At 74.0% G+C, this 24,854-nt stretch carries 12 protein-coding genes; 2 read left to right on the top strand and 10 right to left on the bottom strand.

Translation table 11 applies throughout. The features are described 5' to 3' along the window. Positions 1-22 precede the first annotated feature (22 nt). Positions 23-1,501 carry a hypothetical protein gene (locus K415_RS22745; RefSeq protein WP_024286906.1) on the top strand — a complete coding sequence of 493 codons (1,479 nt, stop codon included), beginning with the start codon at positions 23-25 and terminating at the stop codon, positions 1,499-1,501. Positions 1,502-1,609: 108 nt separating this feature from the next. Here K415_RS22745 and K415_RS0109945 read toward each other — a convergent pair whose 3' ends face one another. Next, positions 1,610-3,214, bottom strand: coding sequence for an RDD family protein (locus K415_RS0109945; RefSeq protein WP_024286905.1), 1,605 nt, complete (start codon positions 3,212-3,214; stop codon positions 1,610-1,612). 313 nt (positions 3,215-3,527) lie between these two features. Beyond that, positions 3,528-4,925, bottom strand: a complete 1,398-nt coding sequence (locus K415_RS0109940) for a hypothetical protein (RefSeq protein WP_024286904.1) — start codon at positions 4,923-4,925, stop codon at positions 3,528-3,530. 132 nt (positions 4,926-5,057) lie between these two features. Here K415_RS0109940 and K415_RS0109935 point away from each other — a divergent pair, with 132 nt between their 5' ends. Then, positions 5,058-9,041, top strand: a complete 3,984-nt coding sequence (locus K415_RS0109935; protein ID WP_024286903.1) for a type VII secretion protein EccC — start codon at positions 5,058-5,060, stop codon at positions 9,039-9,041. 39 nt (positions 9,042-9,080) lie between these two features. Here K415_RS0109935 and K415_RS0109930 read toward each other — a convergent pair whose 3' ends face one another. From K415_RS0109930 to K415_RS0109895, 8 genes are all read right to left on the bottom strand, one after another. Continuing rightward, the gene (locus K415_RS0109930; RefSeq protein WP_155859425.1) at positions 9,081-9,893 is read right to left on the bottom strand and encodes a hypothetical protein; all 813 of its coding nucleotides are present in this window, start codon (positions 9,891-9,893) and stop codon (positions 9,081-9,083) included. A gap of 146 nt (positions 9,894-10,039) precedes the next feature. After that, positions 10,040-12,442, bottom strand: coding sequence for a transglutaminase-like domain-containing protein (locus tag K415_RS0109925; protein WP_024286901.1), 2,403 nt, complete (start codon positions 12,440-12,442; stop codon positions 10,040-10,042). Next, on the bottom strand, positions 12,439-13,632 hold the full coding sequence (locus tag K415_RS0109920; protein ID WP_051480500.1) for a DUF58 domain-containing protein: 1,194 nt from the start codon (positions 13,630-13,632) through the stop codon (positions 12,439-12,441). The genes K415_RS0109925 and K415_RS0109920 overlap by 4 nt, the downstream gene beginning before the upstream one ends. 1 nt (position 13,633) lies before the next feature. Then, a complete protein-coding gene (locus K415_RS0109915) occupies positions 13,634-14,593 on the bottom strand; it encodes a MoxR family ATPase (RefSeq protein ID WP_024286899.1) in 960 nt (319 codons plus the stop codon). Positions 14,594-14,689: 96 nt separating this feature from the next. Continuing rightward, positions 14,690-20,851, bottom strand: coding sequence for a fibronectin type III domain-containing protein (locus K415_RS0109910; RefSeq protein WP_024286898.1), 6,162 nt, complete (start codon positions 20,849-20,851; stop codon positions 14,690-14,692). Beyond that, the gene (locus tag K415_RS0109905; protein ID WP_024286897.1) at positions 20,848-22,545 is read right to left on the bottom strand and encodes a serine/threonine-protein kinase; all 1,698 of its coding nucleotides are present in this window, start codon (positions 22,543-22,545) and stop codon (positions 20,848-20,850) included. The genes K415_RS0109910 and K415_RS0109905 overlap by 4 nt, the downstream gene beginning before the upstream one ends. Further along, positions 22,542-23,912 carry an FHA domain-containing protein gene (locus K415_RS0109900; RefSeq protein ID WP_024286896.1) on the bottom strand — a complete coding sequence of 457 codons (1,371 nt, stop codon included), beginning with the start codon at positions 23,910-23,912 and terminating at the stop codon, positions 22,542-22,544. The genes K415_RS0109905 and K415_RS0109900 overlap by 4 nt, the downstream gene beginning before the upstream one ends. Beyond that, a complete protein-coding gene (locus K415_RS0109895) occupies positions 23,909-24,775 on the bottom strand; it encodes a PP2C family serine/threonine-protein phosphatase (protein ID WP_024286895.1) in 867 nt (288 codons plus the stop codon). The genes K415_RS0109900 and K415_RS0109895 overlap by 4 nt, the downstream gene beginning before the upstream one ends. Positions 24,776-24,854: the final 79 nt, after the last annotated feature.

The raw sequence follows: 24,854 nt of genomic DNA, 5'->3' as shown, positions 1-24,854 counted from the left end.
GACCAGTGAGAGGGGACCTGTGATGGGCACCAACGAGAACCAGCTCGCCAAGAGCGACGAGGCCAACACCGTCACGACGATCTGGGACCAGATCACCCTGGACTCCGCGTCCACCACGCTCGACGAGACGGCCACGGCCCTGCGCGGCGTCGGCAGCGAGACCGGCTTCACCGGGAGCACCGGGGACGCGGCCTGGGAGGAGTGCTCTGCCATCGCCGGCAAGCTCAACCAGTGCTCCGACCAGATCACAGCGATCAAGGCGGCCCAGGAGACCGCGCGGGAAGCCCTCGTCGCGGCGCAGTCGGCGTACTCAGCGCTCCCGAGCGAGGACCTGCCTGCGGGCCTGCGCACCGAGATCAACCTCAAGCGGAGCTCCGACATCCCGGTCAACGTCCCGGGAGTCGGGCTGGTCGCGGCCGACCAGGCGGCCTACGCGTGGCTCCAGTACCGCCGGCAACAGCGTGAGGCCGCGTCCGCCATAGCCGTCTCGACACTCAACGCCAAGATGGCCGTCGCGGCCAGTGATGTGACCGCGGCCGCCCAGCGCGACTTCGTCGGGGACGACAGCACGGGCACCGACGGCGGCACGGGCACCGGCACGAGCCGCACGTCGCGGTCGTACAACCCGATCACCGGCACCGACCCCTACACCGGTGGCGGGACCTCGACCGGCACGGGCACGGGTACCGGCACCGGTACCGGTACCGGCACCGGCACCAGCACGGGTACTGGCACAGGTACGGGTACTGGGACGGGTACTGGCACTGGCACTGGCACGGGCACTGGCACCGGCACTGGTACGGGCACCGGCACGGACCCGAGCTTCTGGACGACATCTCCCGGCGGCGGCAACGCTGACGGGTCGGTGGCCGGAACCGTCGGCGGCACGTCCGGGTCAGGCACCGGCTCGGGTCTCGGTGCGGGTGGTCACGGGTTGACCGCGGCCGGCGTCGGGACGACCGGCGGCGTGGCCGCGGGCGGGTTGGCTGTCGGCGGCGCGACGCTCGGCGCCGTGGGCCTGAGTCGGATGGCCGGTTCTGGTGGCCTGGGGGCCGGAGGCGCGTTCGGCGGCGCAGCCGGTGGTTCGGCCAGTGGTTCGGCGATGATCGCTCCCGGCGGGTCCGCCGGTGGTGCGGGCGGGTCCGGTGGGGCTCGAGGCGCGGGCGGGGCAGGGTCCCGCTCCGGTGGCCTGACCGGTGCTGCCCGCGGCTCCGGCCTGGCACAGGGCACCTCCGCTGCGCCCGGCAGCGCAGGGGCTGCGGCCGGTTCGCGCGGCGGGGCCATGATGGGCGGCGGCGGCGCGATGGGCGGCGGCGGGGCCGGCGGCGGCAGCTCGAAGTCCCGGCGGCCCGGTGGCGGCGGGTACCTCGGGCCCGACGTGGACATCGAGGACGGCCAGGCGATCGCCCTGGGCGACGGCGCACGTGCCGGTGTCCGCGGTCAGCAGCCCGCTCCGGTCGAGCCCGATCTGGTCGACCTGGTCGACGACGACACCTGGTGACACCTTGCGGGGACCGCCCGAGCCTCGGCGGTGCCACAGGGCCCGTCGCCGACGTCCCTGAGGTGAGGGCACCTCGGCGACCACGGCGTCGCTGACAGCGCGCGGACCCTACCGACGAGGCCGGACGGTGAAGGTCCGCTGACCAAGACGGACGGTCCCACCCGCAGGGACCACCAGCCGCTCCCCGGCAACCCCCTGCACCGACGACCCGTCCGCGCTGAGCACGAACGTGCCGTTCGCGGAGTGGTTGTCCTCGACCCAGAAGCCATCGCCGTCGATGCCGAAGACGGCGTGGGTACGGGAGAGCGACCGACCCGGGTCCTCGATCGCGATCACGTGGTCGCAGGGCGCGCCGTCCGGCGGGGTCGGACGACGGCCGACGTAGCCCGGCCCGGAGACCGTCATCGCCACCCCCGTGTCCAGCGTGATCACATACGACGACGCGACCGCCGGGCGGATCGGCGCAGGGTCGATCGGCAGAGGCGACGCAGGCACGGGCACGGCCGAGGCGGGCACCGCCGGTGCAGGCACGCGAGGCGGCGGCAGGTCCGGTGCCGGCGGGATCACGACCTGCTGGACCGGCGCCACGACCTGGTGAACCGGCGCCGCGACCTGCTGGACCGGCGCCACGAGGGACGCCATCGGCGGGACCGGCTGCACCGGCGGCACGGGCTGCACGGGCACCGCCGACTGCGGGACCGGACCGGGGCGGACCGGAGCCGGCGGGAGGACGGGCGCGACGGACGACGGAGCGGTGACGACGGGGGCCTGGAACACCGGCAGCTCGTCGGCGAGTGGGTCGCCACGCAGGGCACGAACGTCGACGACAACCGTGCGAGCGGCCTTGTCGTGCCAGCCCTGGCGTCGCCCGGAGGTGTCGAACGCGCTGGAGGCGACGACGAGCCACTGCCCGACGCCGAGCCCGAGGTGCGCGGCGGCGAGCACAGCCGCCCGTCCGACAGCCCGCCCGAGACCCGGGGCGTACGGGGTCTCGACCTTGGCGGTCCGCAGGCCGAGCAGGGCGTTGCCGATCGTCTTGCCGCTGCGCGCCTCCCACAGCACCAGGCCGACCGCCAGCTCGCCGACCGCGAGGCCTGTGTACACCGGGCTGCGGGTGACCGCGAAGACCACGCCGCCGACGAGCCACACGACCAGCCAGTCGAGCGCGTACGCGCCGAGCCGCCGTCCGGTACCGGCCGGGCTGACGCCGTCGAAGGCCGGCCCGAGCGCGACGTCGTGCGCGCCAAGGACAGGAGCCGAGCCCGCCGAGCCGTACGGTGCGTCGGCACCGGGCGCGGGGAGGTACCGATCCGGCGCGTACTGAGCGGAGGCGTACCGAGCGGGTGCGTGCTGACCGGGTGCGTACGGGAGCGCGCCCTGGACGGCGCCGTCGAGCACACCGGCCCACGGGACCTGCGGCGCACCGACCGGGTCCGGCATCGGACCCTTGCCGTACTGCGCCGACCCGGCGTACGGGCCTGCGGCCCCGACAGCGGCGGCCGCCGGGGACACCTGCTGCTCGGGCGTCCGGGAAGCGGGCGACCTCCCGCCTCGGCGGTCGCGGCGTCGTGCGCCACCCCACTGCTGATCTGCGACCGGTACGGCGATGACCGTGACGTCCGGCAGGACCGCACCGCAGCGGGTGCAGAAGGCGCTGCCGGGCGCGACGCCGACGTGGCAGGTCGGGCAGGTGCCCGGGGCGGAGTCGCTCACGCCCTCCCCCTCCTGCTCAGCCGCGCGGCCGCACGGCGGCCAGGTCGGCGCCAGCCTAGCGGGACACGATCGGCCGAGGACCAGATCCCGAGCACCCGCCACTCCCCCGAGTGGAGCGCTCGACCCCCGAGTGGAGCGTTGCACCCCCGAGTGGAGCGTTGCACCCCCGAGTGGAGCGTTGCACCCCCGAGTGGAGCGTTGCACCCCCAACACGCTGGCGTGTCGGGTACGGAACGCTCCACACGCACCCCGGATGCTCCACACGGACGCCGGACGCTCCACACGCACGCCGGTCCCGACGAGTGGCAGCCGGTCAGCCGGACGTGACCTGGCGCAGGACGTCGATCACGCCGGCTCCCGCGAGGGCAGCCGGCAGGGCGAGCACGGCGGCGAACCCCTCGAGGGTGTCGGCCAGGCGGGAGAAGCCCACCGACCGCCAGCCGCGACCCAGCGGGACGCTGATCGCCACGACCAGCAGCCCGACGGCCAGCGCGACGACGGTCACCAGGACACCGGCACCACCACCGGCAGCACCCGCGAGCACGGCGAGCTCGAGCAGGAGCAGCGCACCGCTGACCCGCGGCACCCACCGCACGAGCACCCCCCGCGCCGTCCGGGGACCGAGGCCCAGGGCGACCGCGACGAGCACCGTCGCGCCGATCGACGCCCACCCGGTCACTGTTCCCGACTCGGCCGAGAGCATCAGCGTCGGGGCGAGGACCGCGGCGAGGACGCTGAGCACGACCGTCCCGGCGTCGCGGCGTCGCTCGGCACCGGCAACGGCCCGGTGGACCTGACGTTCGTTGACCGGGCCGAGCGGCTGCGGCTCGGGCGCGCGCACGGCGCCGATGGTGCGCCCGACGTGGGCGACGTCGATGAGCTGCTCGTCCGGGACGTCGACGCACAGGCTGGGCAGGGCCCGGAGGGCCAGCGGGACGGCGCCCAGCAGCGCGGCCGCGGCGAACACGCTCGGCAGCCCCATGAGCAGCGTGAACGCGAACGCCCCCGCGGCGACCCCCAGCACGACCAGGAGCACCCCGGCGAGCTCCGCGGCGGCGTCCCGCGTCCGCCGGGCCACCGACCACCGCACCGCCGCCGTCGATGTCGCGGCGACCAGGCCGGCCACGACCATCAGCTGACCCCCAGCGGCAACCGCGAGATCGACAGTGGCCGCGCCACCCGCGAACCCGGCCAGTGCGGCGACCGCCGTCGGCCAGGAGGTACCGAAGGCACCGGGTCGTGGCCCGACGGCGGCGAGCGCGAACCCGGCCACCAGCAGCGCTGCGGCGAGCGCCCAGCGCAGCACCGGGTCGGCACCGACCCCGTCGGCACCGGCCAGCATGTCGAGGCTGATCGTCGCGGCCAGCACGACCGCAGCCGCACCGGCGACGCCCAGCCACCACGGAGAGGTCGCCGGACGCGCGGCGGCCGGGTCGACAGGTGCCGCGTCCCGGGCAGCTCGCTTGGTCGTGACCGGCCGCGGTCGGGTCAGCACGTGCAGGACCGAACCCTCGGGAATCTGGTCGCCGGTCGTCGAGTAGAGGTCGAGCAGAGCACCCGTGGAGTCGACGATGGTCAGCCGCGGGTCGTCCAGGTCGACGCCCGTGGCCCGTAGCACCTCGTACAGCGGCAGCCCGTACGGGATGGCCACGTCGACGGTCCGGTCGCCCAGGCGCAGGCCGACGCGGGACCGCGCGGACGTTTCGGCCACGTCGCCTCCATGAGAGTCCCGGGCACGGCTGGACGCGCTCATATTAGGGTGTGCGCGGACACCTGTGATCTCGTCGGCCACCTCCGGAGGCCGCGGACCAGCCGGGTGGCACGAGGGGGAGAGGGAACCGAGATGGCCGCAGCCCCGTCGCGCAACCAGCGGATAGCCCCGCCGTCGGTGCCGAACGGCCGGATCGCGGTGCAGCCACCCCCCGAGCTGGCCAAGTCGGAGGGCGTGAGCAACATGCTCTCGACCATGCTGCCGATGCTCGGCTCGATGGGCTCCATCGTCTTCGTCGTGCTCGCCCAGCCCAACATCAAGGGCTTCATCGGGGCCGGAATGTTCGTCCTCGCCTCGCTCGGCTTCGTCGTGGTCAACGGCTGGCGACAGAAGTCGCAGCACCAGGCGACCGTGATCGGCGCGCGCCGCGAGTACCTCGCCTATCTCGCCGAGCTGCGCGACACGGTGCGCCAGGCCGCCCGCCAGCAGCGCCGCAACGCCGAGTGGAACAACCCCGACCCACGTTCGCTGGCCGTCGTCGCCGAGGAGCGGACCCGCGTGTGGGAGCGCCAGCCCGACCACGGCGACTTCCTGTACGCGCGCATCGGGCACAGCGACCAGCCGCTGTGCCTGACCCTCGACCCGCCGGAGACCGCGCCGCTGGCGCAGCTCGACCCGGTCGCCGCCTCGGCCGCCCACCGGTTCATGGTCACCCACGAGATCCAGCACGACATCCCGCTGCCGATCGACCTGCGCTCGGCCGCCCGGATCGAGATCACCGGCGGGGACGAGACCGCCGCCCGCGCGCTGGCCCGCGCGATCGTCAGCCAGACCGCCGCCTTCCACTCCCCCGAGCACCTGAAGATCGCCGTGCTCGCCGGGCCCGACGCGCTGGCCGAGTGGGACTGGGCCAAGTGGCTCCCGCACACGCACTCCCCGCGCGCCCGCGACGCCGTCGGGCCGGCCCGACTGATCGCGACGTCCCTGGACGAGATCGAGGACCTGCTCCCCGAGGACCTCGCCGACCGGCCCCGCTTCGAGCACAGCGAGACGCCGTTGCTGCCGCACGTCCTGGTCGTCGTCGACGGCGGCGAGGTACCGGCCGGCAACGCGCTGCTGACCTCCGAGGGTGTCCTGGGCATCACCGTCCTGGCCCTGCCCGAGCGCTGGGACGAGCTGAGCGACCCGCGGACGCTGCGCCTGACCCTCGGCGCCCGGCTCACCTCCGGCACGGACCGTGGCCGGACCCCGGTCGACGTGCTGCACCTGGGCTGGCCCCCGCAGCACGTGATCGCCGACCAGATGTCCGTGCCGGACGCCGAGGCCGCCGCCCGCCGCCTGACCCCCCTGTACCTGGAGTCCGGCCCGAGCCACGCCGACTCCCCCACCGCCTCCGCCGAGCTGGTCGACCTGCTGGGCCTCGGCGACGTCCGCGACTTCGACCCGGCCGTGGCCTGGCGACCCCGCCTGCAACGCGACCGGCTGCGGGTGCCGATCGGCCTGACGACCCAGGGCCAGCCGATCGCCCTGGACATCAAGGAGTCCGCCCAGCAGGGCATGGGTCCGCACGGCCTGATCATCGGCGCGACGGGCTCGGGCAAGTCCGAGGTGCTGCGCACCATGGTGCTGGCCCTGGCCATGACGCACTCGTCCGAACAGCTCAACTTCGTGCTGATCGACTTCAAGGGTGGTGCCACGTTCGCGGGCATGGCCGACATGCCGCACGTCTCGGCGATCATCACCAACCTCGGCGAGGAGCTCACGCTCGTCGACCGCATGCAGGACGCCCTGCAGGGCGAGATGACCCGCCGCCAGGAGCTGCTGCGTGCCGCGGGCAACTTCGCCAACGTGACCGACTACGAGAAGGCACGCACCGGCGGACGCACCGACCTCGAGCCGCTGCCGGCCCTGCTGATCGTCGCCGACGAGTTCTCCGAGCTGCTCTCCGCCAAACCCGAGTTCGTCGACCTGTTCGTGGCGATCGGCCGGCTGGGCCGCTCGCTGCAGATGCACCTGCTGCTGTCCTCGCAGCGCCTCGAGGAGGGCCGGCTGCGCGGGCTCGAGTCGCACCTGTCCTACCGGATCGGCCTGCGGACCTTCTCCGCCGCCGAGTCGCGGACAGTCCTCGGCGTCCCGGACGCGTACACGCTGCCGCCGATCCCGGGCATGGGCTACCTCAAGCCCGACACGACGACGATGATCCAGTTCCGCGCCTCGTACGTGTCCGGCCCACCGCCGGCCCGCCGGGCCCGGGCGGCCGGGCCCGGGCAGGCCGGCTCGGCGCGGATCGAGCTGTTCACCGCGGCGCCGGTGCTCGGCGCACCCGTCGACGACGACGTGCCCGCGTTGCCCACCGCCGTGCTCGACGAGGTCGACGAGGGCGCCACGTTCGACATCGCCGTGCGACGGATGAAGGGCCAGGGCCCGCCCGCGCACAAGGTGTGGCTCGAGCCGCTCGTCGTGCCGAACAGCGTCGACCAGCTCATGCCGGACCTCGCACCGGACCCGCAGCTCGGGCTGGTCTCGCACGCCTGGCGCGGCGCCGGCGACCTGGTCATCCCGCTCGGCATCGTCGACCGCCCGCTCGAGCAGCGCCGCGAGACCCTCACGCTCGCCCTGGGTGGGGCGGCCGGGCACATGGCGATCGTCGGCGGCCCGCGCTCCGGCAAGAGCACGGCGGCGCGCGCCGTGCTGGCCGGCCTCGCCCTGACCCGCACGCCGCTCGAGGTCCAGTTCTACGTCCTGGACTTCGGCGGCGGCACGTTCAGCCCGCTGACCCGTCTGGCGCACGTCGCCGGCGTCGCGAGCCGCGCTGAGCCCGACGTCGTGCGCCGGGTCGTCGCCGAGATCGACGGCATCGTCGACGCGCGCGAGCTGTACTTCCGCACCAACGGCATCGACTCCATCGAGACCTACCGCCAGCGTCGGGCCCAGGGCCGGGCCGACGACGGGTACGGCGACATCTTCCTGGTCGTCGACGGCTGGAGCACCCTGCGGGCGGAGTTCGACGAGCTCGAGGGTGAGATCCAGACCCTCGCCGGGCGCGGCCTGACGTTCGGCCTGCACCTGATCGCGACGGCCAGCCGGTGGATGGACTTCCGCACCCAGGTCAAGGACGTCTTCGGCACCAAGCTCGAGCTCCGCCTCGGCGACCCGATGGACTCCGAGATCGACCGCAAGGTCGCCGTCAACGTGCCGAAGGACCGCCCAGGTCGTGGCCTGGCGATCAGCAAGCACCACGTCCTGACGGCCCTGCCACGGGTCGACGGCTCGGGGGACGCCGCCTCGCTCGGCACCGGCGTCGACCACCTCGTCGAGACCGTCAACGCCGCGTGGCACGGACCCGCCGGCCCGAAGCTGCGCCTGCTGCCCGAGCACATCAGCCTCGACCAGGTGCGCGCGATGGCACCCGGGGACACCCGGCGCATCCTGCTGGGCATCGACGAGTCGGCCCTGCGGCCGGTGGGCATCGAGCCGGCCGAGGAGTCGCACCTGTACGCCTTCGGCGACGGCGGCTCAGGCAAGTCGGCGCTGCTGCGCGGGGTGGCCCGCGAGATCCAGCGGCTCTACACGCCGGCGCAGGCGCAGATCTTCGCGATCGACCTCCGCCGGTCGCTGCTCGGCGAGATCCCGCCGGAGTACCTGGCCGGCTACCTGACCACCCAGGACCAGGCCGCCGACGAGATCGCCGGCATCGCCGAGTACCTGCGCGGCCGTCTGCCCGGGCCGGACGTGACCCCGGACCAGCTGCGTTCCCGGTCGTGGTGGTCCGGTGCCGAGGTGTTCGTGCTGGTCGACGACTACGACCTGGTCTCGACGTCGACCGGCAACCCGGTCGCCCCGCTCGTCCCGCTGCTGGCCCAGGCGGGCGACGTCGGCCTGCACCTGGTGCTGGCCCGTCGTACCGGTGGTGCCGGCCGGGCGATGTACGAGCCCGTCCTGCAGGCCCTCAAGGACCTGGCCGCCCCGGGCATCGTGCTCGCCGGCAGCCCGGACGAGGGAGCGCTCATCGGCGGTGCGAAGCCGGTCCCCGGCGTCCCGGGGCGTGGTCAGCTGGTGACCCGCGACCACGGCCGCCGGGTGGTCCAGCTCGCCCTGGACCCGCCGACGCAGTAGGGCTGCCGGGTGTCCAGCTCGCCCTGGACCCGCCGAGCGTCAGTCCACCAGGCGCACCGAGCGGAAGGCCTCCTCCAGCTCGCCGCCGGCGAACGACGCGACCGGACCGGAGATCGACAGCACCGCAAGACCGCCGTCCTCGAGCTCCACGGCGAGCAACAGCTCACGCAGGCCGTCGGTGTCGGCACTCCCGGCGACGTGCGGGGCGCTGCCATTCCAGGGCAGGTCGACGGCGTTGTCGTCGAAGGGACCGGTCAGCGACTCGACCCCGTAGTGGGCCTGCGACCTCATGACCGTGACGATCAGGTCACCGGGGGCGACAGCACCCCACACGGCGTCGATCGTGAAGCCCGACGTCGACGCCTGCCCGCGGATCTCGGCGAAGGTGTCCTCCGGCACCACCGTCCACGGCCCGAGCTCACGTGGCAGCACGATGCTCACCGGACCGAGCGCCGTGGAACCCGGCAGAGGATCGCCGGCACCGGCTCGCGGGCCGGCCGCCGGGGCGGCGACGAGGGCCGACGCGCCGATCCCCGCCGTGAGTGCCAACGCCGCCACGGCAGCCATCACGACAGTCGCTGCAGGCAGGGAGAGCCGACGCCACCAGGACGTCGCCCGGCCCGCCGTCCGCGCGGCCGCCGCAGCAGACCCACGGACGCCGCCGGCGCGACGTCCGTGCGCGGTCGGCGCACCGGTCGACGCTCGGTGGCCGCCGGGACGGTCGGACCCATGGCCCCGACCCGCCGTCCGGCCGCCGGGTGCCCGACGTCCTGCGCCGACCCGACGCGCGAGGTCCTGGCCCGCCGCGCCCCGCAGCGCCGGCGCGCGCGCAGCAAGGTCCTTCGGGGGCATGTCCGCCACGGTAACCCCGGCGCGCGCCGGCCCGCGCCAGGACTTGACCGACCCGGCGAGGTCCACCCGTCCGCCACGCAGGGTTCACTCCTCCGCCAGTCGAGGTCCGGTGCGGTCCGTCCGGCGACCCGCCCGGCGGGACCCGCTCAGGCCCGGTGGATACCGGGACCACCCTGACGTCGGCTCGTGCGGGCCCGCGCCGCGCCCCGGGACCGCCGGCGGGCGCGCAGCGACGCCGTCGACCACCGGGCCCGCCAGCGGTGCCGGCGGGGCATCACGGACCGCATCGCGGACACTGTGCTGTCGACCTGCGCCCAGTAGGCCTCGACCTGCTGGGTCGTCGGGTGGCCCCGGCCGAAGACGATCGCGTCGGCCCCCGCGGCGAGCCCGGCCATGGGTCCGCCGACCATCGCCGCACGGCGCCGGGCGTCCTGTGCGTCGCGGTGGGACGCCGCGTGCGCGAAGGCGGTCGTCAGGCCGACGGCGATCTCCCGCCGGGTCGCGCGCGCGGGTGCGGCCTGGCGGAGGTCGCGCGCGTGGTCGAGGACCTCGTCCCAGCCGCCCACGACCCGGGTCACCCCGTCCCCTGTGGTGCGCCGGCGCCGACGGCGTCGTCGCTTGGCTGCCGCGATGAGCAGCAGCGGGCCCAGGACCACGACGAGCGGGATGCCGACGGCGGCCGCCACCAGCAGGACCTGCCGCAGACCGTCGTCGACCGGCTCGGGTTCGGGCTGGTCCTCGGTGCGCGGCTGCTCGGTGTCGTCGTCCGGCGCGGTGACCGGCTCCTGCGGCGGCGGCGGCGGCTGCATCACCTGCGGCTGCGGCTCGGACTGCTCCTCGGGGGTGTCCTCACGTGGGGTCTTGGTCTCGTCCGGCGTCGGGTAGAACGGGACCCAGCCGTTGCCCGCGAAGTTGATCTCCACCCAGGCGGTGATGTCCGCACCGCGCAGGGTGATCGCATCGGCACCCTGCTGCTCCTCGGTCGGGACGAAGCCGAGCACGACCCGGGCCGGCAGGCCCATCTCGCGGGCGAGCAGGGCCATCGCCGAGGCGTACTGCTCGCCGTCGCCGACCATCAGGTCACCGGTCAGCAGGGTCGTGAGCCGGTCCGCCCCGTGGCCGGACAGCGACGGGTAGTCGCCGGACTCGACCAGCCCGTGGCTGAACCAGCCGCGCTCGGCCAGGCCGGACTCCAGGCTGCGGGCGATCAGCAACGGTGAGCTTGCCGTGCCGGCGAGCTCACCGGCGAACAGCGGCACGGCGTCGGGCACACCCTGCGGCTCGGGCAGGCGGACCGACCCCGCGGCTGCGGTGCCGATCTCCGCATCGGACGGCAGCGCGGGCAGCACGACGTCGGTCGTCCACCGGGTCCCGGCCGGCACACCGCCGGTGAGGACAGCGGTGCCGGTGGCGTCGTTGTAGCGCAGCTCGCCGGCCAGGTCGAGTGCGTCCGGGCCCTGGAAGTCGATCCGCTCGGCGTACCCGACGGTCGGCAGCCAGACGAAGGGCAGCTCGTGGACCTCGAGCTCGACGGTCACCTGCTGGCCGCGGACCGAGGTGTCGATCGCGTCGCCCACCCGCCGGAAGCGACCCGAGCCCTCAGCAGCCTCCGCGCCGGCCACGTTCCACACGACGCCGTCGAACGCGTCCATCGTCGCGAGCCGCACCGCCGCACCGTCCGGGAGCCCACTGACGGTGAGCAGGTCGGTGTCCTTCCAGTCCTTGATGAACTTGCGGAAGGCGGACAGCGGGCTGGCCTGGTCACGCGGGTCGAACGGGGGCACGAGCTCGTCGCGCAGGACGAAGCGCGGGCGGTCCTGGGCCACCATCGGTCCGACCAGCGCACCGCTCGCGGCGACGACGGACCCCATGACCAGCAGGGACACCACCCGGCGGGGCGCGAGGCTGCCGCGCCGCCACGCCACCCAGGTAGCCAGCAGCAGGGCCAGCAGGACCCCGGCCGCGACGGGCTGGACGCTCTCCTTCGTGCCGAGCAGGACCGACAGCCCCAGGACCATCGGTGCGACCAGTCCCGCCCAGGCTCCGTCCGCCCGGGGCGATGCGCGCAGGGCGATGCTCACCGAGACGGCGGCGCCGGCCAGTGCGAGCAGGTACGGCGCGACCAGCAGGTTCCCGCTGCCGCCGAGCGCGGGGTCGAGAGTCAGGACCTGCTTCCAGACGGTGACCGCGCCGGTCAGCAGCAGGGTCAGCGACCGTCCGGTCGGCACGACACCGAGGACCGTCGTGGTGGGGACCGCGAGCGCCGCACCGGCGACCAGGTAGGCCACGACGGCGAGGGCCGTCGCGACCAGGCCACCCCAGCGGCGCCGGGCGGCGACGATCGCGACCGCCGCGCCGATCACGAGACCACCGACGACGGGCGGCAGCACAGGCCGGATCCCGTACACCGGCAGCAGGGGCAGCAGGGCGAGGCCGAGGGCCACCACCAGGACGACGACGTCGACGGCCGCACGGTCACCGGCGTGACGGACCGGTCGCAGTCGCGGCTGCGGCTGCGGCTGCGGCTGCGGCGCAGACGTCCCGCTCACGAGCCCACGACCCGGCGCAGGACGCGCGGCAGGTCGTCGAGCGACCCGACCTGCGCGACCGACAGCGAACCGTGTGAGGCGACCTCGACCGCCGCGCCGACCCGACAGGTCAGGATCAGGGTGCGTACGCCGGCCGGGATGCGCACCGCGCCGGAGCGCAGCTCGCCGCGGGTCGGCACCGAGCCGGTGACCAGGATCGCGACGGACGCGTCGGCGGCCTGCCTGGCCACCCACGAGGCCAGCTGGTCGCTGCCCCGCGCATCGGGTCCGGCCTCGAGCGTCGAGAAGTCGTCGAGGAGCCGGGCCGGTGTGTCGACCCGCAACGGTCCCGCTCCGGCCAGCACGGTCAGCTCGCGCTCGTCCCGCAGAGCCTGGACACCGATCGACGCCGCCGCGGCCACGGCGACCTCGAACTCGTCCGCGCTCGCGTAGTCGTCGGTCGACGTGGACAGCGCGATGGCCGTGTGCGTGCGCCGGGTGTCCTCGAACTGACGGACCATGAGCGCGCCGATGCGTGCTGTCGTCTTCCAGTGGATGTGCCGGCGGTCGTCACCTGCGACGTAGTCGCGCAGCGCGTGGAAGGACATGTCGGAGTCCGAGATCACCCGGGTGGCCTGACCTTCGAGGTCGCGCAGCACGCCCGACGCGGCACCGGCGAGGGAGACCAGCTCGGGGTGCACGTACAGGTCGACCGGGTCGGTCCACCGGACCCGGCGGCGCAGCAGGCCCAGCGGGTCCCCGCGCACCGAGAGCACGGGGCCGACGACGACGACGGCGCGCCGGGTCGTCGGGATGGCGAAGACGTCGTCGTGCGACGCCCCCGGCCCGAGCGACGGCAGGTGGAAGTCCGCCGAGCCGCGGCCGACCGGCAGCTCGATCTGCGCGGGCAGCAGCCGTCGGCGCGACGTGTTGCGCACCTCGAGCCGCCCGACGGCGCGCTGGCCGACAGTCACCCGGTGGTCCGACAGGTCCAGGTCGACCTCGTAGGTCGAGCGACCGATCGTCAGGGCGAGAGCGACGAGCACGGCGACAGCCAGGCCGGACGCGACGACCGTCAGCTCGACCCAGCCCAGCCACCAGCCGCCGACACCGAGCACGGCGGCGGCAGCGAGCACGGCCCAGCCCAGGCCGGAGACCGGATGGAGGAACCGGCCCACTGCGCGGCCGACCCGACGGAGCGCTGCGGGCACGTCAGATCCGCGCTGCCGGCGGCTGCGTGTCGGCGAGGATGCGGCCGACGACCTGCCGGGCGGTGACCCCGGCGAACTCCGCCTCGGTGTCGAGGATGATCCGGTGCGCGAGCACCGGCTCGACCAGGAGCTTGATGTCGTCCGGGATGACGTAGGTGCGGCCCTGCGACGCCGCCCAGACCTTGCCGCAGCGCACCAGGGCCAACCCGCCACGCACGCTCGCGCCCAGGGCGGTCTGCGCGTCGGTGCGGGTCGACTCGACGAGCCGGGCGACGTAGTCGAGGACTGCGGCGTCGGCGTGCACCGTCGAGGCGAGCTCGGCCATCTCGGCGACGGCGTTGGTGGTGATCTTCGGGGTCAGGTGGGCCGTGCGGTCACGCTCGGCCGAGCCGGAGAGGATCTCGATCATCGAGTCGTGGTCGGGGTAGCCGAGCGACGTCTTGATCAGGAACCGGTCGAGCTGCGCCTCGGGCAGGCGGTAGGTGCCCGCCTGCTCGATCGGGTTCTGGGTCGCGATCACCATGAACGGCCGGCCGACCGAGTGCGAGACCTTGTCGACGGTGACCCGCGACTCCTCCATGACCTCCAGGAGGGCCGACTGCGTCTTCGGCGAGGCCCGGTTGATCTCGTCCGCGAGCACGACCGAGGCGAACACAGGGCCCTGGTGGAAGGAGAACTGCCGCGTGTTCTGGTCGTAGATCGTCACGCCGGTCACGTCGGACGGCAGCAGGTCGGGGGTGAACTGGATGCGGCTGTGCGTGCCCTGCACGGTGGCGGCGATCGCCTTGGCCAGGGACGTCTTGCCGGTGCCGGGGGCGTCCTCGAGCAGCAGGTGGCCTTCGGCCAGCATGCAGGTCAGGGCCAGGCGCACGACGTGGTCCTTGCCGAGCAGAGCCTCGCCCACGTTGGCGACGAGCGCGTCGAAGGTCTCGGCGAACCAGGCGCTCTGCTCGGGGGTCATCGTCACTGCTGTCTCCTGGTCACTGCTGTCTCCTGTGGTGGGTGCTGCGGGTGCTGGGCATGGCGGGTCGGCGGGGCCGGGTCTCGGCCACAACCCTCACGGGGTCGGGGTCGGGGTCGGGACCGGCGGTGGGTCGGGGGCGGGCGTGTCCGCGGTCCGCTCGTTGCTCACGCCGATGACGTTCACGGCACGGACCTCGACGGTCACGAGCCCGGGCGCGACCGTGTCGGGGTGCACGTAGGTGTCGTTCGGGCTCGTGACCACCTTCGTCGTGGTCCACTCGCCGTTGACGTGGTACCTGACCTCGTACCCGGTGATGGCGGTCCCGCCGTCGTACCCGGGTGACCACGATGCGCGGTACGTCGTGTTCGAGTCCGCGACCAGGACGAGCGAGTCCACGCGATCGGGCTCGCTCGCGCTCTGGAACACCTGACGACCCGTCGACGCCTCGGCGGTACCCGCTGGTGTCTGCGCGCGGACGTCCATCCGGACCGCCACGTTGCGACCGATCGTGACCAGCCCTGCGCAGGTCGCGCTCGTGCTGTCGGCCGGCAGCGCGCTCCAGCCACGAGGGATGTCGTTGACGGTGCACTGGTACTCGAGGGTCCGGCTGTCGGCACCGCCCCACAGGATCGGGGCCCAGCTCGCGCTCACGCTCGTCGGCCGGTTGCTGCCGTCGTAGCTCGGCTCGCCGAAGGCGACCGAGAACGGGTCGGGCTTGGTGATCGGCTTGACGGCGACCGACATCGGGCTCCATGCCCCCGGCCCTGCGACGTTGCGCGCGACGACCTGGAACGCGTACGTCTGGCCGCCCACGAGGCCGGTGACCTCGAAGCTCGTGCCGGTACCCGCGTCGTACTCGGTGCCGTCGTCGCGGCGGACGACGTACTGCGTGATCGTCGAACCGTTGTCGTCGGTCGCCGGCCAGCTCAGGCGGACGGTGCCCTGGCCGGGTTCACGGCGGTCACCGGCCGTCGACGCCACGGCGCTCACGGTCCCGGTCGGCAGGGGGACGCCGTAGGTCGACGCCGTGGCCCGGCCGGCAGCACCGAAGCCGGCCTTGTTGCGGGCCCGCACCTCGAACGTGTACCCGACACCGTTCGCCGCACCGCTCAAGGGGTACGTCGTCGTGGTCAGCGGGTACACGGTGCCGGCGCCGGGACCGCCGGAGATGACCAGCTCGTAGTCCATGATCGCGTCACCGTTCGTCGAGCCGGGCGTCCAGGCGACGTCGATCTTCCCGCCCAGCTCGTCCTCCACCCGGGTCGCGGTGACCGTCGGGGCGTCCGGGGCGGACGCCGGGGCCATCGCCTCCGACCAGGAGCTCCACGGCCCCGGGTCCGGCGCGCGGTTGATCGCGCGGACCTGCACCGCATACGACGTGCCGTTGTTGAGGCCGCCGATCGCCAGGGAGGTGCTCGACGTCTCGAAGGACGACGGGCCGGAGCCCGGCGCGGGGCTGATCGTCACGAGGTAGCTGGTCACCGGTGAGCCGGTGGAGGTCGCGGGCGCCCAGGTGGCCGTGAGGGACCGGTTGCCGAAGGACAGCGTCGGTGTCCCGGGCGCGCTCGCCACAGCGTCCGGCCGGGCGGTCGTCGATGCCGGGCTGGGCTCGGACCAGTCGACGGCGTTCTTCGCCTGGACCGTGAAGGTGTACTCGGTGTTGTTGGTCAGGTCGTCGATCGTGCAGGTCGTGCTCGCGCAGTCCCTGGTCAGCGACCCCGGCTGGGCGGTGACGCGGTAGCCGGTGATCGGCTCGCCGTTGTTGACCGGGGCGTCCCAGCTCAGCACGACCGTCTGGTCGCGCACCTCGCCCACCCGGGGGGCCGTCGGCGCAGCGGGCCGGCCCCGCACGGTCACCGTGATCCGGCCCTCGACCTCGCGGTCCGGGTCGCCGGTCACGTCGCGCACCCGGAACCGGGTGACCATCGGGCCGATGTAGCCGGCCGTCGGCCGGACCGTCACCTGCGAGCCGGAGACCGAGGCCGTCCCGGCACCCGGCGTCTCGACAGTCGCGGAGACGAGCGTCAGGTCCTCGCCCGGGAACGGGTTGAAGGCGCCGTCGAGCACCGAGACGGTCGACGAGCCGCCCTCGACACCGTTCGGCACGTCGAAGTCGAGCACGCGGGCCAGCTGCCGGGTGCTCGCCACGACCCGGAAGTCCACCCGGGCCGGCATCGTCCCGGTGACGCCGTAACCGATCTCGATGCCGACGCCGGCGGCGGTCCCCTTGGGAACGGTCGTGGTGGCGCTGACCGTGAGGACCGAGTCCGCCAGGTCGATCTCGAAACCGCTCGGCAGCTCGGACGTCAGCCGGTAGGTGTACTCCTCCGAACCGGTCGCCGTGCCGACGGGCGCCGAGGTGAAGACCGTCAGGTCGACCCGCGCCGACTCCCCCGGTGCGACGTCGATGACCGACGGGACGAACGTCGGCGGGTAGTCCTCGGCCGCGAGGACGGTGATCGGCAGGGTCATGACCTTGGTGCGGGCGGTCAGGTCACCGGCCGCACCGTCGGACACCTCGAAGGAGATGGACGCCGGGCCGGCGTAGGTGCGCTCGGCGCGGTAGAGCAGGGTGCGCGCGTCCTTGACGAGCGAGGAACCGTCCGCCTTCGTCGCCTGCACCCGCGCGGCGTCGGTGATCCGCACCGTGCGGCCGGGCGCGACCTGGATCTGCTCGTCCAGCGAGATCTCCAGCTGCTCGCCCGCGATCACGACCAGCGGATCGGTGCCGGGCCGCAGGATCGGCGGGAAGTCGCCGAGGGCCGGCACCGTGATGAAGGCGTAGGAGCTCATGCCCGCGGCCTGCGGACTCGTGTTGGTCAACAGGTACGGCAGGGTCTGCGCGCGGTCGATCAGGGTCACCAGCACGTTGCCGTCGGGGGTCACCGTCGCGACCTCCGCGGCCGACGCGTCCACCGACACCGCGAGGTCGCTCATCGGCCCGCTCGGGTTCTCGGCGAGCTCCAGGACGTCGACCTCGACCACCGTCCGGTTGATCGTCTCGGTCGCCGGCACGACGATGTCGCGGGCGATCGGCGGCATGATCGGCGCGTCGGCGGTCACCGCGACGGTCAGCACAGCACTGCCCCGCCCGCCGCGCGCGTTCGTCGCGGTGTACGCGATCTGCAGGACACCGGGCTCGTCGGGCGTCTGCACGACGACCCGGCGCCCGTCGACGTGGGCGTCGACGCCCTCGGCGAGCACGAGGTCCGGTTCGAGCGTGAGCTCACCGCCGCCGGTGTCGGCGTCGTTGGCCAGCACGCGGACCTCGACGGACCGGCCCGGTCGGACCGTCACGTCGTCGTTGCGCGCCACGACCTGCGCCGACGTCGTCGGGCGCTCGGCGATGCCGACCCGGATCGTCGCGACGGCACGCTGACCGACCCAGTCCTCGACGGCGTAGGTGAAGACGTCCGTCCCGAGCTCGCCCGGCAACGCCTCGTACTCCATCCAGTCCGCTCCGACAGCGACGATCCGGCCCTTGGCGGGTGCCTGGTCCTGGCCGAGCAGGTACACGCCGTCGCCGTCCGGGTCGATCCCGGTCAGCGGGATCGGGATCCGGATCGTCTCGCCCTCGAAGACCCGCGCCGTCAGGTCGAGCGGCCGGGGCAAGGGCTTGGTCGCCGGGTCCGACGCGTGCACCGAGACGGTCACGGTCGCCGCTGTCCGGTTGTCGGCCGGGTCCCGCACCGCGAACGTCGCGTGCACGTCCATCGGCGTGGCCGGTGCCTGGTAGCGCAGCACGTCACCGGACACGAAGAGCAGTCCCTGGCCGGCAGCCAGCGGTTCGGCGAGGTCCCGCACCAGGGCCAGGGCGTCGCCGTCGGGGTCGTACGCGCCCTCGAGCACCGGGATCGTCACGATGCCGCCGGTGCGCACCGTCGCCTTGACGTTGGGCACGACCGGGGCCTGCTGGGTGGCGGACGCGGGGATCGGCTGGATCAGGACCTCGCCGACCGCCGACGCCACCCCGTTGGAGACCGTGTAGGTCGCCGTCACCGGCGCGTCGAGCACGCGCAGCGAGCTGAACTGCAGGAGCTGGTGACCGAGCACCGCGGCCTGGAGGCCCGACTCCGCCGGCAGGTCGACGGACTGGAGCACCAGGACACCGCCGCCCGGGTCGACGTCGTTGGCGAGCGGGTCGATCGTCACCTCGCCGCCCGGGGGCAGCAGGGCGCGGTCACGCACCGCGACCGGCGGCGGGACGACCTCCGGCCGCTCCCGGACGTCGATCCTGGCCAGGCCGCTGGCCTGCTGCGGGGATGCCGTGACGAGGAACGACACGTAGTAGGTACCGGCGCGCGCGGCCGTGAACGAGAAGGTCCCGGCGCCCAGGTCGGCCTCGACCGTCGCACCCTGGACCTCGTCGACGCCGGCCAGCCGCACAGGCTCGCGCGAGACGCTCCGCACGCTCTCCAGCGGCCGGACCACGACCGGCTCGTCGACGTAGGTCACGGCGAGCACGGGGTCGATCTGCGGTGCGACCGACCCGGCCGGGCGCACGTCGACGGTCAGCAGACCCTCGACCGTCTCCGTCCCGTCGGAGACCTGCAGGTGCACCTGCTGACGTCCCAGCGCGCTCCCGTCGGACTGGAAGGTGACCTCGCCGTCCTGGCGCGTGCGGACGGAGCCGCCACCCTCCGCGACGCCGGAGACGAGGATCAGGTCGTCGCCGTCCGGGTCCGTGAAGTCCTGCAGCACGTAGCCGACCGCCTGGGCGCCCTGCTCGACGAGCATCCCGCTGACCCGGACCTGCTCGGGAGCGGAGTTCTGGCCGGCCGGCTCGACGGTCAGCCGGACGGTCGCCGTCGCCGGCGCCGACGTGCCGCGACCGTCCGTGATCGTGTACATGAACTCGACGCTGCCGCTGGCGCCCGGCTGCGTCGTGAGCTGCAGCGCACGGCCGCCGTAGACCGGTTGGAGGGTTCCGAAGTCGGCCGGGATCGCGTCGTGCTCGGAGATCGCCAGGATGCCGCAGTCGGAGGACCCGTCGTTGTCGATGACGCTCAGGACCGTCGTCCGCCCGGCCCGGACGCCGTACTCGTCGTCGGTGGCCGACGGCGACGCCGACTGCGCGGTGCACTCGGCCAGCAGGGTCTGGGCGGCCTTCTGGCTCTCGGTCTCCTCGTCCTGCGTGGACTCCTCGTCCGGCTCGATGTCCTGCCAGTTGGGCTGGCGCAGCCTCGGGTCCTGCAGCGGCAGCCACAGCCGGCCGCGCAGGGTGTCGTTGAGCACGACGACGTCACGGTTGACCCGGAAGACCAGCACGTCCGCCGCCGTCATGCCCTCGAGATCGGTGAGCGTCGGGTCGGAGCCGCGGCACAGCTGCAGGTAGCTGCCGGTGGCGGACGCCCACGCGGCGTGCGCGCAGTCGCCGACGACGACCGGCGCCGCGGGCCGGCCCGAGCCGCCCGTGGCGTGCTCGCGGACCGCACCGCCGTCCAGCGGGACCTCGAGCAGGGCCGTGGTTGCGGCGACCAGCACGGTGCCGGCCTTCGGCCCGGGCTGCTGGAGCACCAGGTCGTCGCCGTAGGCACTGAGGTCCACCGCGCCGGACGGCGTGTGCACGGTGCGGCCCGAGAGCGCGACGAGCTGGTCCCCGACGGCGGTGACCTGCTCGATCGACCCGGCGAGCTCCCCGTCGAGGGTGCCGTCGGGCGACACCGTCACGCCGTCGTCGGTCACCTCCGCACGCAGCAGCGCGCCGTCGCCCTGGGCCGCGAGCACTGTGCCGTCGCGCGCGACGACCGCCGCGCCACCCTGGCCGAGCTCGATGTCCGGACTCTGCGCGTCGACGCTCAACGAGCCGATCGACGCCATGGTGCGCGCCCAGACGTCACCGGCCTCGGGGTCCGTCACGACGATCGTGCCGGCCGCCATCGCGACCACCGCCCCGTAGGGCACTGTCGTCTGGGCAGCGAGGGTGACGCTGGCCGGGTCCACCACCGACAGCCGGCCGGGCTCGACGAGCAGCACGTCCTGCGCGTCCTGCCGCACGTCGAAGTCGCCGGACGAGGCGATCAGCCCGGCGTTGAGCTCCTCGACCTGCGGGTTGTACCGGCCGAGCTTGAGGTCCGAGGTGTTGGTCAGCCAGACGGTCCCGTCGTTGAGGTCCACCTGGGAGACCGGGACGCCCGGGTAGACGATCGCGAGCGTCGCGATGACCGCCGGCACGATGGCGGCCGCGACGGTGGTCGACCACCGACGGCGTGCACCCGAGGCCTGACGGGCGGCGGTGCGAACGGTTCCGCTCACGGGGCAGCACACCCCACAGCCGGCGTCGTCGAGGCTCGTCCGTCGACGCGCACGATCGAGATCTCGACGCAGACCTCGGCGGCCGGTGCTGCCGGCGCCGCCGGCGCGACGGTGACCGTCGCCTCCTCGATGCGCTCGACCACCGGCTGCTCACCCGGCACGACGGTGTTCCAGATGTACGCGTCACCGTCCTGGGGGTCCGGGTTGGTCCAGGTGAAGACCGCGCTGCCGTCGGCGCGGACCGAGCCCTCGAGCTCGGCCGGCGTCGGCACGGCTGTCACGACGACCGAGGTCGGCGACGGCTTCGGGTCGGGGTCCGGCTCCGGCTCGGCCGCGCCGGGACGCAGGGCCAGGAAGCCGGCCACCGCGACGGTTGCCACGACGACGAGGCCGGCGCCCGCAGCCGCAGCGACCCGGCCACGACGGCGGTCGGTCGGTGCCTCGACGGGAGCTCCGGCGGCGACGTCCTGCGCGTGCTGACGCCAGGCGGCGGGGACACCGTCGTGCGGCTGACCGGGTGCCGGCGTCGCGGTCGTCGACGGCTCCGCCGCGGGTTCGGCCGACGGAACGCCCGTTGCGGCAGCGGCCGCTGCCGCCTGGGCCGCGTACCGGGCACCCGCCGCCTCGGCGGCCGGTGAGAGGAGCGGACCCGGCGCAGCCGGCCGGCTGGGCGGTGCACCCGGCGCGGGTGGGGCGAGGGTCGGGGCATCGGGCGAGATGCTCTGCACGGGGCGCAGCCGCGTGGCCTGACCGGCGTCGGCGGGGTCCGCGTCGGCGGTGCCCGGCCACGCGCCCGGCTCCCCGGGGACCTGCTCGGCGATGTCCTCCGGCAGGTCCAGCGGTGTCAGCGGCAGCATCAGCTCGGCCTCGACCTGCTGCAGCGCACGGGCGAAGGCCAGGGCCGAGTGGTGGCGCCGTCCGGGCACCTTGTCCATCGCGCGGTGCAGCACGGCGTCGAGGCTGTCCGGCACGTCGCCCCGGCCGGTCGGGGCCAGCGGCGCCCGCTCGATCCGGGTGATCAGGTCAGCGGCGGTGTTCGACCCGTCGGCCACCTCGAACGGTGAGCGGCGGGCGAGCAGGGAGTAGATCGTCGCCGCGAGCGAGTAGACGTCGGCCCGGACGTCGCCGGTCGGATCCTCGGCGAGCAGCTCGGGCGGCGACCACGGGATCGACATCCCGACGGCGGCGTGCGAGCTCCAGCCCGTCGTCGCGGCGATGCCGAAGTCGGTCAGCGCCGGCCAGCCGAAGTCCGTGATCAGGACGTTCGCGGGCTTGATGTCCCGGTGCAGGATCCCGGCACGGTGCGCGGTCTCCACCGCCGAGGCCAGGCGCACGCCGATCCGCAGCACCTCGGCGACGCCCATCCGCTCGGTCCGGTACCGCTGACCGAGGCCGGCGCGCGAGCAGTACTCCATCACCAGGTAGGGCCGGCCGTCCGGGGCGACGTCGGCCTGGTAGATCGTGACGATCGACGGGTGGTGGGACAGCTGGGCCATGACGTCGGCCTCGGTGCGGAACCGGGCGCGCACGTCGTCGCCCAACGAGCTCGCGAGCAGGACCTTGACCGCGACCGACCGGCGCGGCATCTGCTGCTGGTAGAGGAAGACGTCGGCGAAGCCACCCATCCCGAGCAGACGGGTGTGCTCGTACCCCGGGATGACCGGCGGTGTCGACGGTTCGCGGCGTGCGCTCACTCGCCTCGCTCCACCGTGAAGGTGACGCCCTCTCCGAGGTCGACGACGACACCCGGCTCGACAGCGGTCGGCTCACCGGGGTGCAGGCGCTGCGGCCCGCTGCCCTGGCGCAGCAGCAGCACGCCGTTGGTCGAGCGCAGGTCGGTGACGAGCACGTCCTCGCCGTCCATGCGGACCTCGGCGTGCGTCCGGGAGATGTCCTGGTTGGGGCTCGCCACGGTCACCAGGCGCGGGATCGCGCTGTTGGACACACGCGAGACCTGTGGCGCCCGGCCCAGCAGGACCGGCCGGTTGAGCGAGACGACGAGCCCCGAGGAGAGCAGGAGCTTGGCCGGCGCCGGCGTCCTGGGCGCCGGGACAGCCAGCGGACCCGGCATCGCGTCCCCGACCCAGGCCGGGAGCTGCTGGCGCAGTGCGACGACGTCCGAGCTCAGCACCGTCATCCCGTCGTGGTCGACGGCCTCGAGATCACCGGCCCCGGGCTGAGCCCGAGCGGACGGAGCCGGAGCGGGCTCGGCGGGAGCCCCGACGTGCACCACGTCACCCTGCACAGCGGGCTCGACCAGGGGCGCCGGTGCCCGGTGCGGCCCCGGGACGCCGGTGCCGACGGGCGCCGACGCGGTCAGGGCGTGCAGACCGCTCCCGTTGCGACCGGCGAGGCCGGCGGCGGTCGGCTGCAGCAGGGTGTAGTCGAGGTCGCCGAGGTCCGCGAGTACCAGCTCCGGCTCGGATGCTGGTGCCGGCTCGGACGTGGGTGCCGGCTCGGGCTCGGGCGTGGGCGTCAGCACGGGCGCCTGCTCGGGCTCGGGCGTGGGCGCCTGCTCGGCCGCCTGCTCGGGCGCGGCCTCGGCAGTGCCGCCGGCTGTCGCCGCGAACGGCACAGCAATGACGACGCCAGGTCCGGCAGGTGCGGCGTCGGCGGACGACGGCCTCAGCTCGACGCGGACCCCGGCCGCCCGCACGACGGCGGCAAGGACCGGCAGCGAGCTCTCGATCGAGGAGCCGACGAGTCCCGGCGTGCGGACCGTCACTGTCGACGCGTCGGCGACGGTCTCCTCGGCCCAGGTGGAGACGGCCGCTGCGCTGAGCGTCCGGCGCCCGGCCGGGGACTCGACCTCGACCTCGACCTGGCCCCGCACGATCGCATGCACCTGGCCGCCCTCGACCGAGACCAGCGCGAACGGAGGCAGGGCCTCGATCCCGCCGCGCAGCAGCATCTGGAGCTGCTCGGTCAGCCGCGCGCCGTCGCGCAGCGACGTCCACACCTCGGCGACCAGGCCGAGGTCGGTCGCGGGCGGCAGGATCGCGACGCTGCCGTCGGTCACGACCGCGAACCACTCGCCGGGTGCGTACAGGGGCACGATCATCGGAGCACCTCCGGAACTCGAGCGCGGGTCGGTCGCGGTACCGTCGCGCCGTGGATCTCGTCGTCCCAGTCGAGCTGACCGGACGCGTCGTCGGCGAGCACCACATCACGCTGCGATGCGCGCACGGTGTTCTCCGTGTCGGGCGTGTCCGTCGCGGCCGCGACATCGACCACGACGGCACTGACGTTGTCCTGGCCGCCTGCCGTGAGCGCCTCGGCGACCAGCTGCAGGGCGGCGTCCTGGGGGTCGGGGACCGTTGCCAGGATGCGGCGCAGCGCCTCGTCGCCCAGCTCCGTCGTCAGGCCGTCCGAGCAGATCAGCAGCCGGTCGGATGCGCCGGCCGGGATCAGCCAGTAGTCGGGCTCCGGGTCCGCGCCGGTGCCGACCGCACGGGTGATGACGTGCCGCTCCGGGTGCGCGAGCGCCTGCTCCGGGCCGATCTCGCCGCGGTCGACCATCTCCTGGACGACGGAGTGGTCGACGCTGATCTGCTCGAGCTCACCGCCGGAGAACCGGTAGACCCGGGAGTCGCCGATGTTGAAGACCAGCCAGTACGAGCCACCGTCGTACGCGGCGATCACGACCCCCGCCACCGTGGTCCCTGCGGTCCGGCCCGCGGCGACCGTCTCCCGCAGCCGCACGGCCGTGCGGTGGAAGCAGGCGTGCACCTCGTCAGGTGAGGCTGAGATCCGGCCCGCGAGGTGCGAGAACTCCTCGACGGCGAGTCTGCTCGCGACGTCGCCCGCGGCGTGGCCGCCCATGCCGTCGGCGACCATGAAGACCGGCGGGTAGGCCAGCAGGGAGTCCTCGTTGAGTCGGCGGACCCGGCCGCGGTCGGTCGCAGAGCCCCACGACGTGCGCACAGCTCTCCCCCCGTCCGGGTCCGGTCGCCGCGGCTTCGCGGACATCACCCTGTTCCTGACCATCGGCGCAAAACCACCC

The sequence above is a fragment of the Cellulomonas sp. KRMCY2 genome, from assembly GCF_000526515.1.
Taxonomy (GTDB): Bacteria; Actinomycetota; Actinomycetes; order Actinomycetales; family Cellulomonadaceae; genus Actinotalea.
Note: the sequence above shows the minus strand (reverse complement) of the source record. Positions and strands in the feature narration are given on the sequence as shown.

Coding starts and splice junctions, on each gene's coding strand:
- K415_RS22745 (WP_024286906.1), top strand. CDS start 23: ATGGGCACCAACGAGAACCAGCTCGCCAAGAGCGACGAGGCCAACACC.
- K415_RS0109935 (WP_024286903.1), top strand. CDS start 5,058: ATGGCCGCAGCCCCGTCGCGCAACCAGCGGATAGCCCCGCCGTCGGTG.
- K415_RS0109930 (WP_155859425.1), bottom strand. CDS start 9,893: ATGCCCCCGAAGGACCTTGCTGCGCGCGCGCCGGCGCTGCGGGGCGCG.
- K415_RS0109915 (WP_024286899.1), bottom strand. CDS start 14,593: ATGACCCCCGAGCAGAGCGCCTGGTTCGCCGAGACCTTCGACGCGCTC.
- K415_RS0109900 (WP_024286896.1), bottom strand. CDS start 23,912: ATGATCGTGCCCCTGTACGCACCCGGCGAGTGGTTCGCGGTCGTGACC.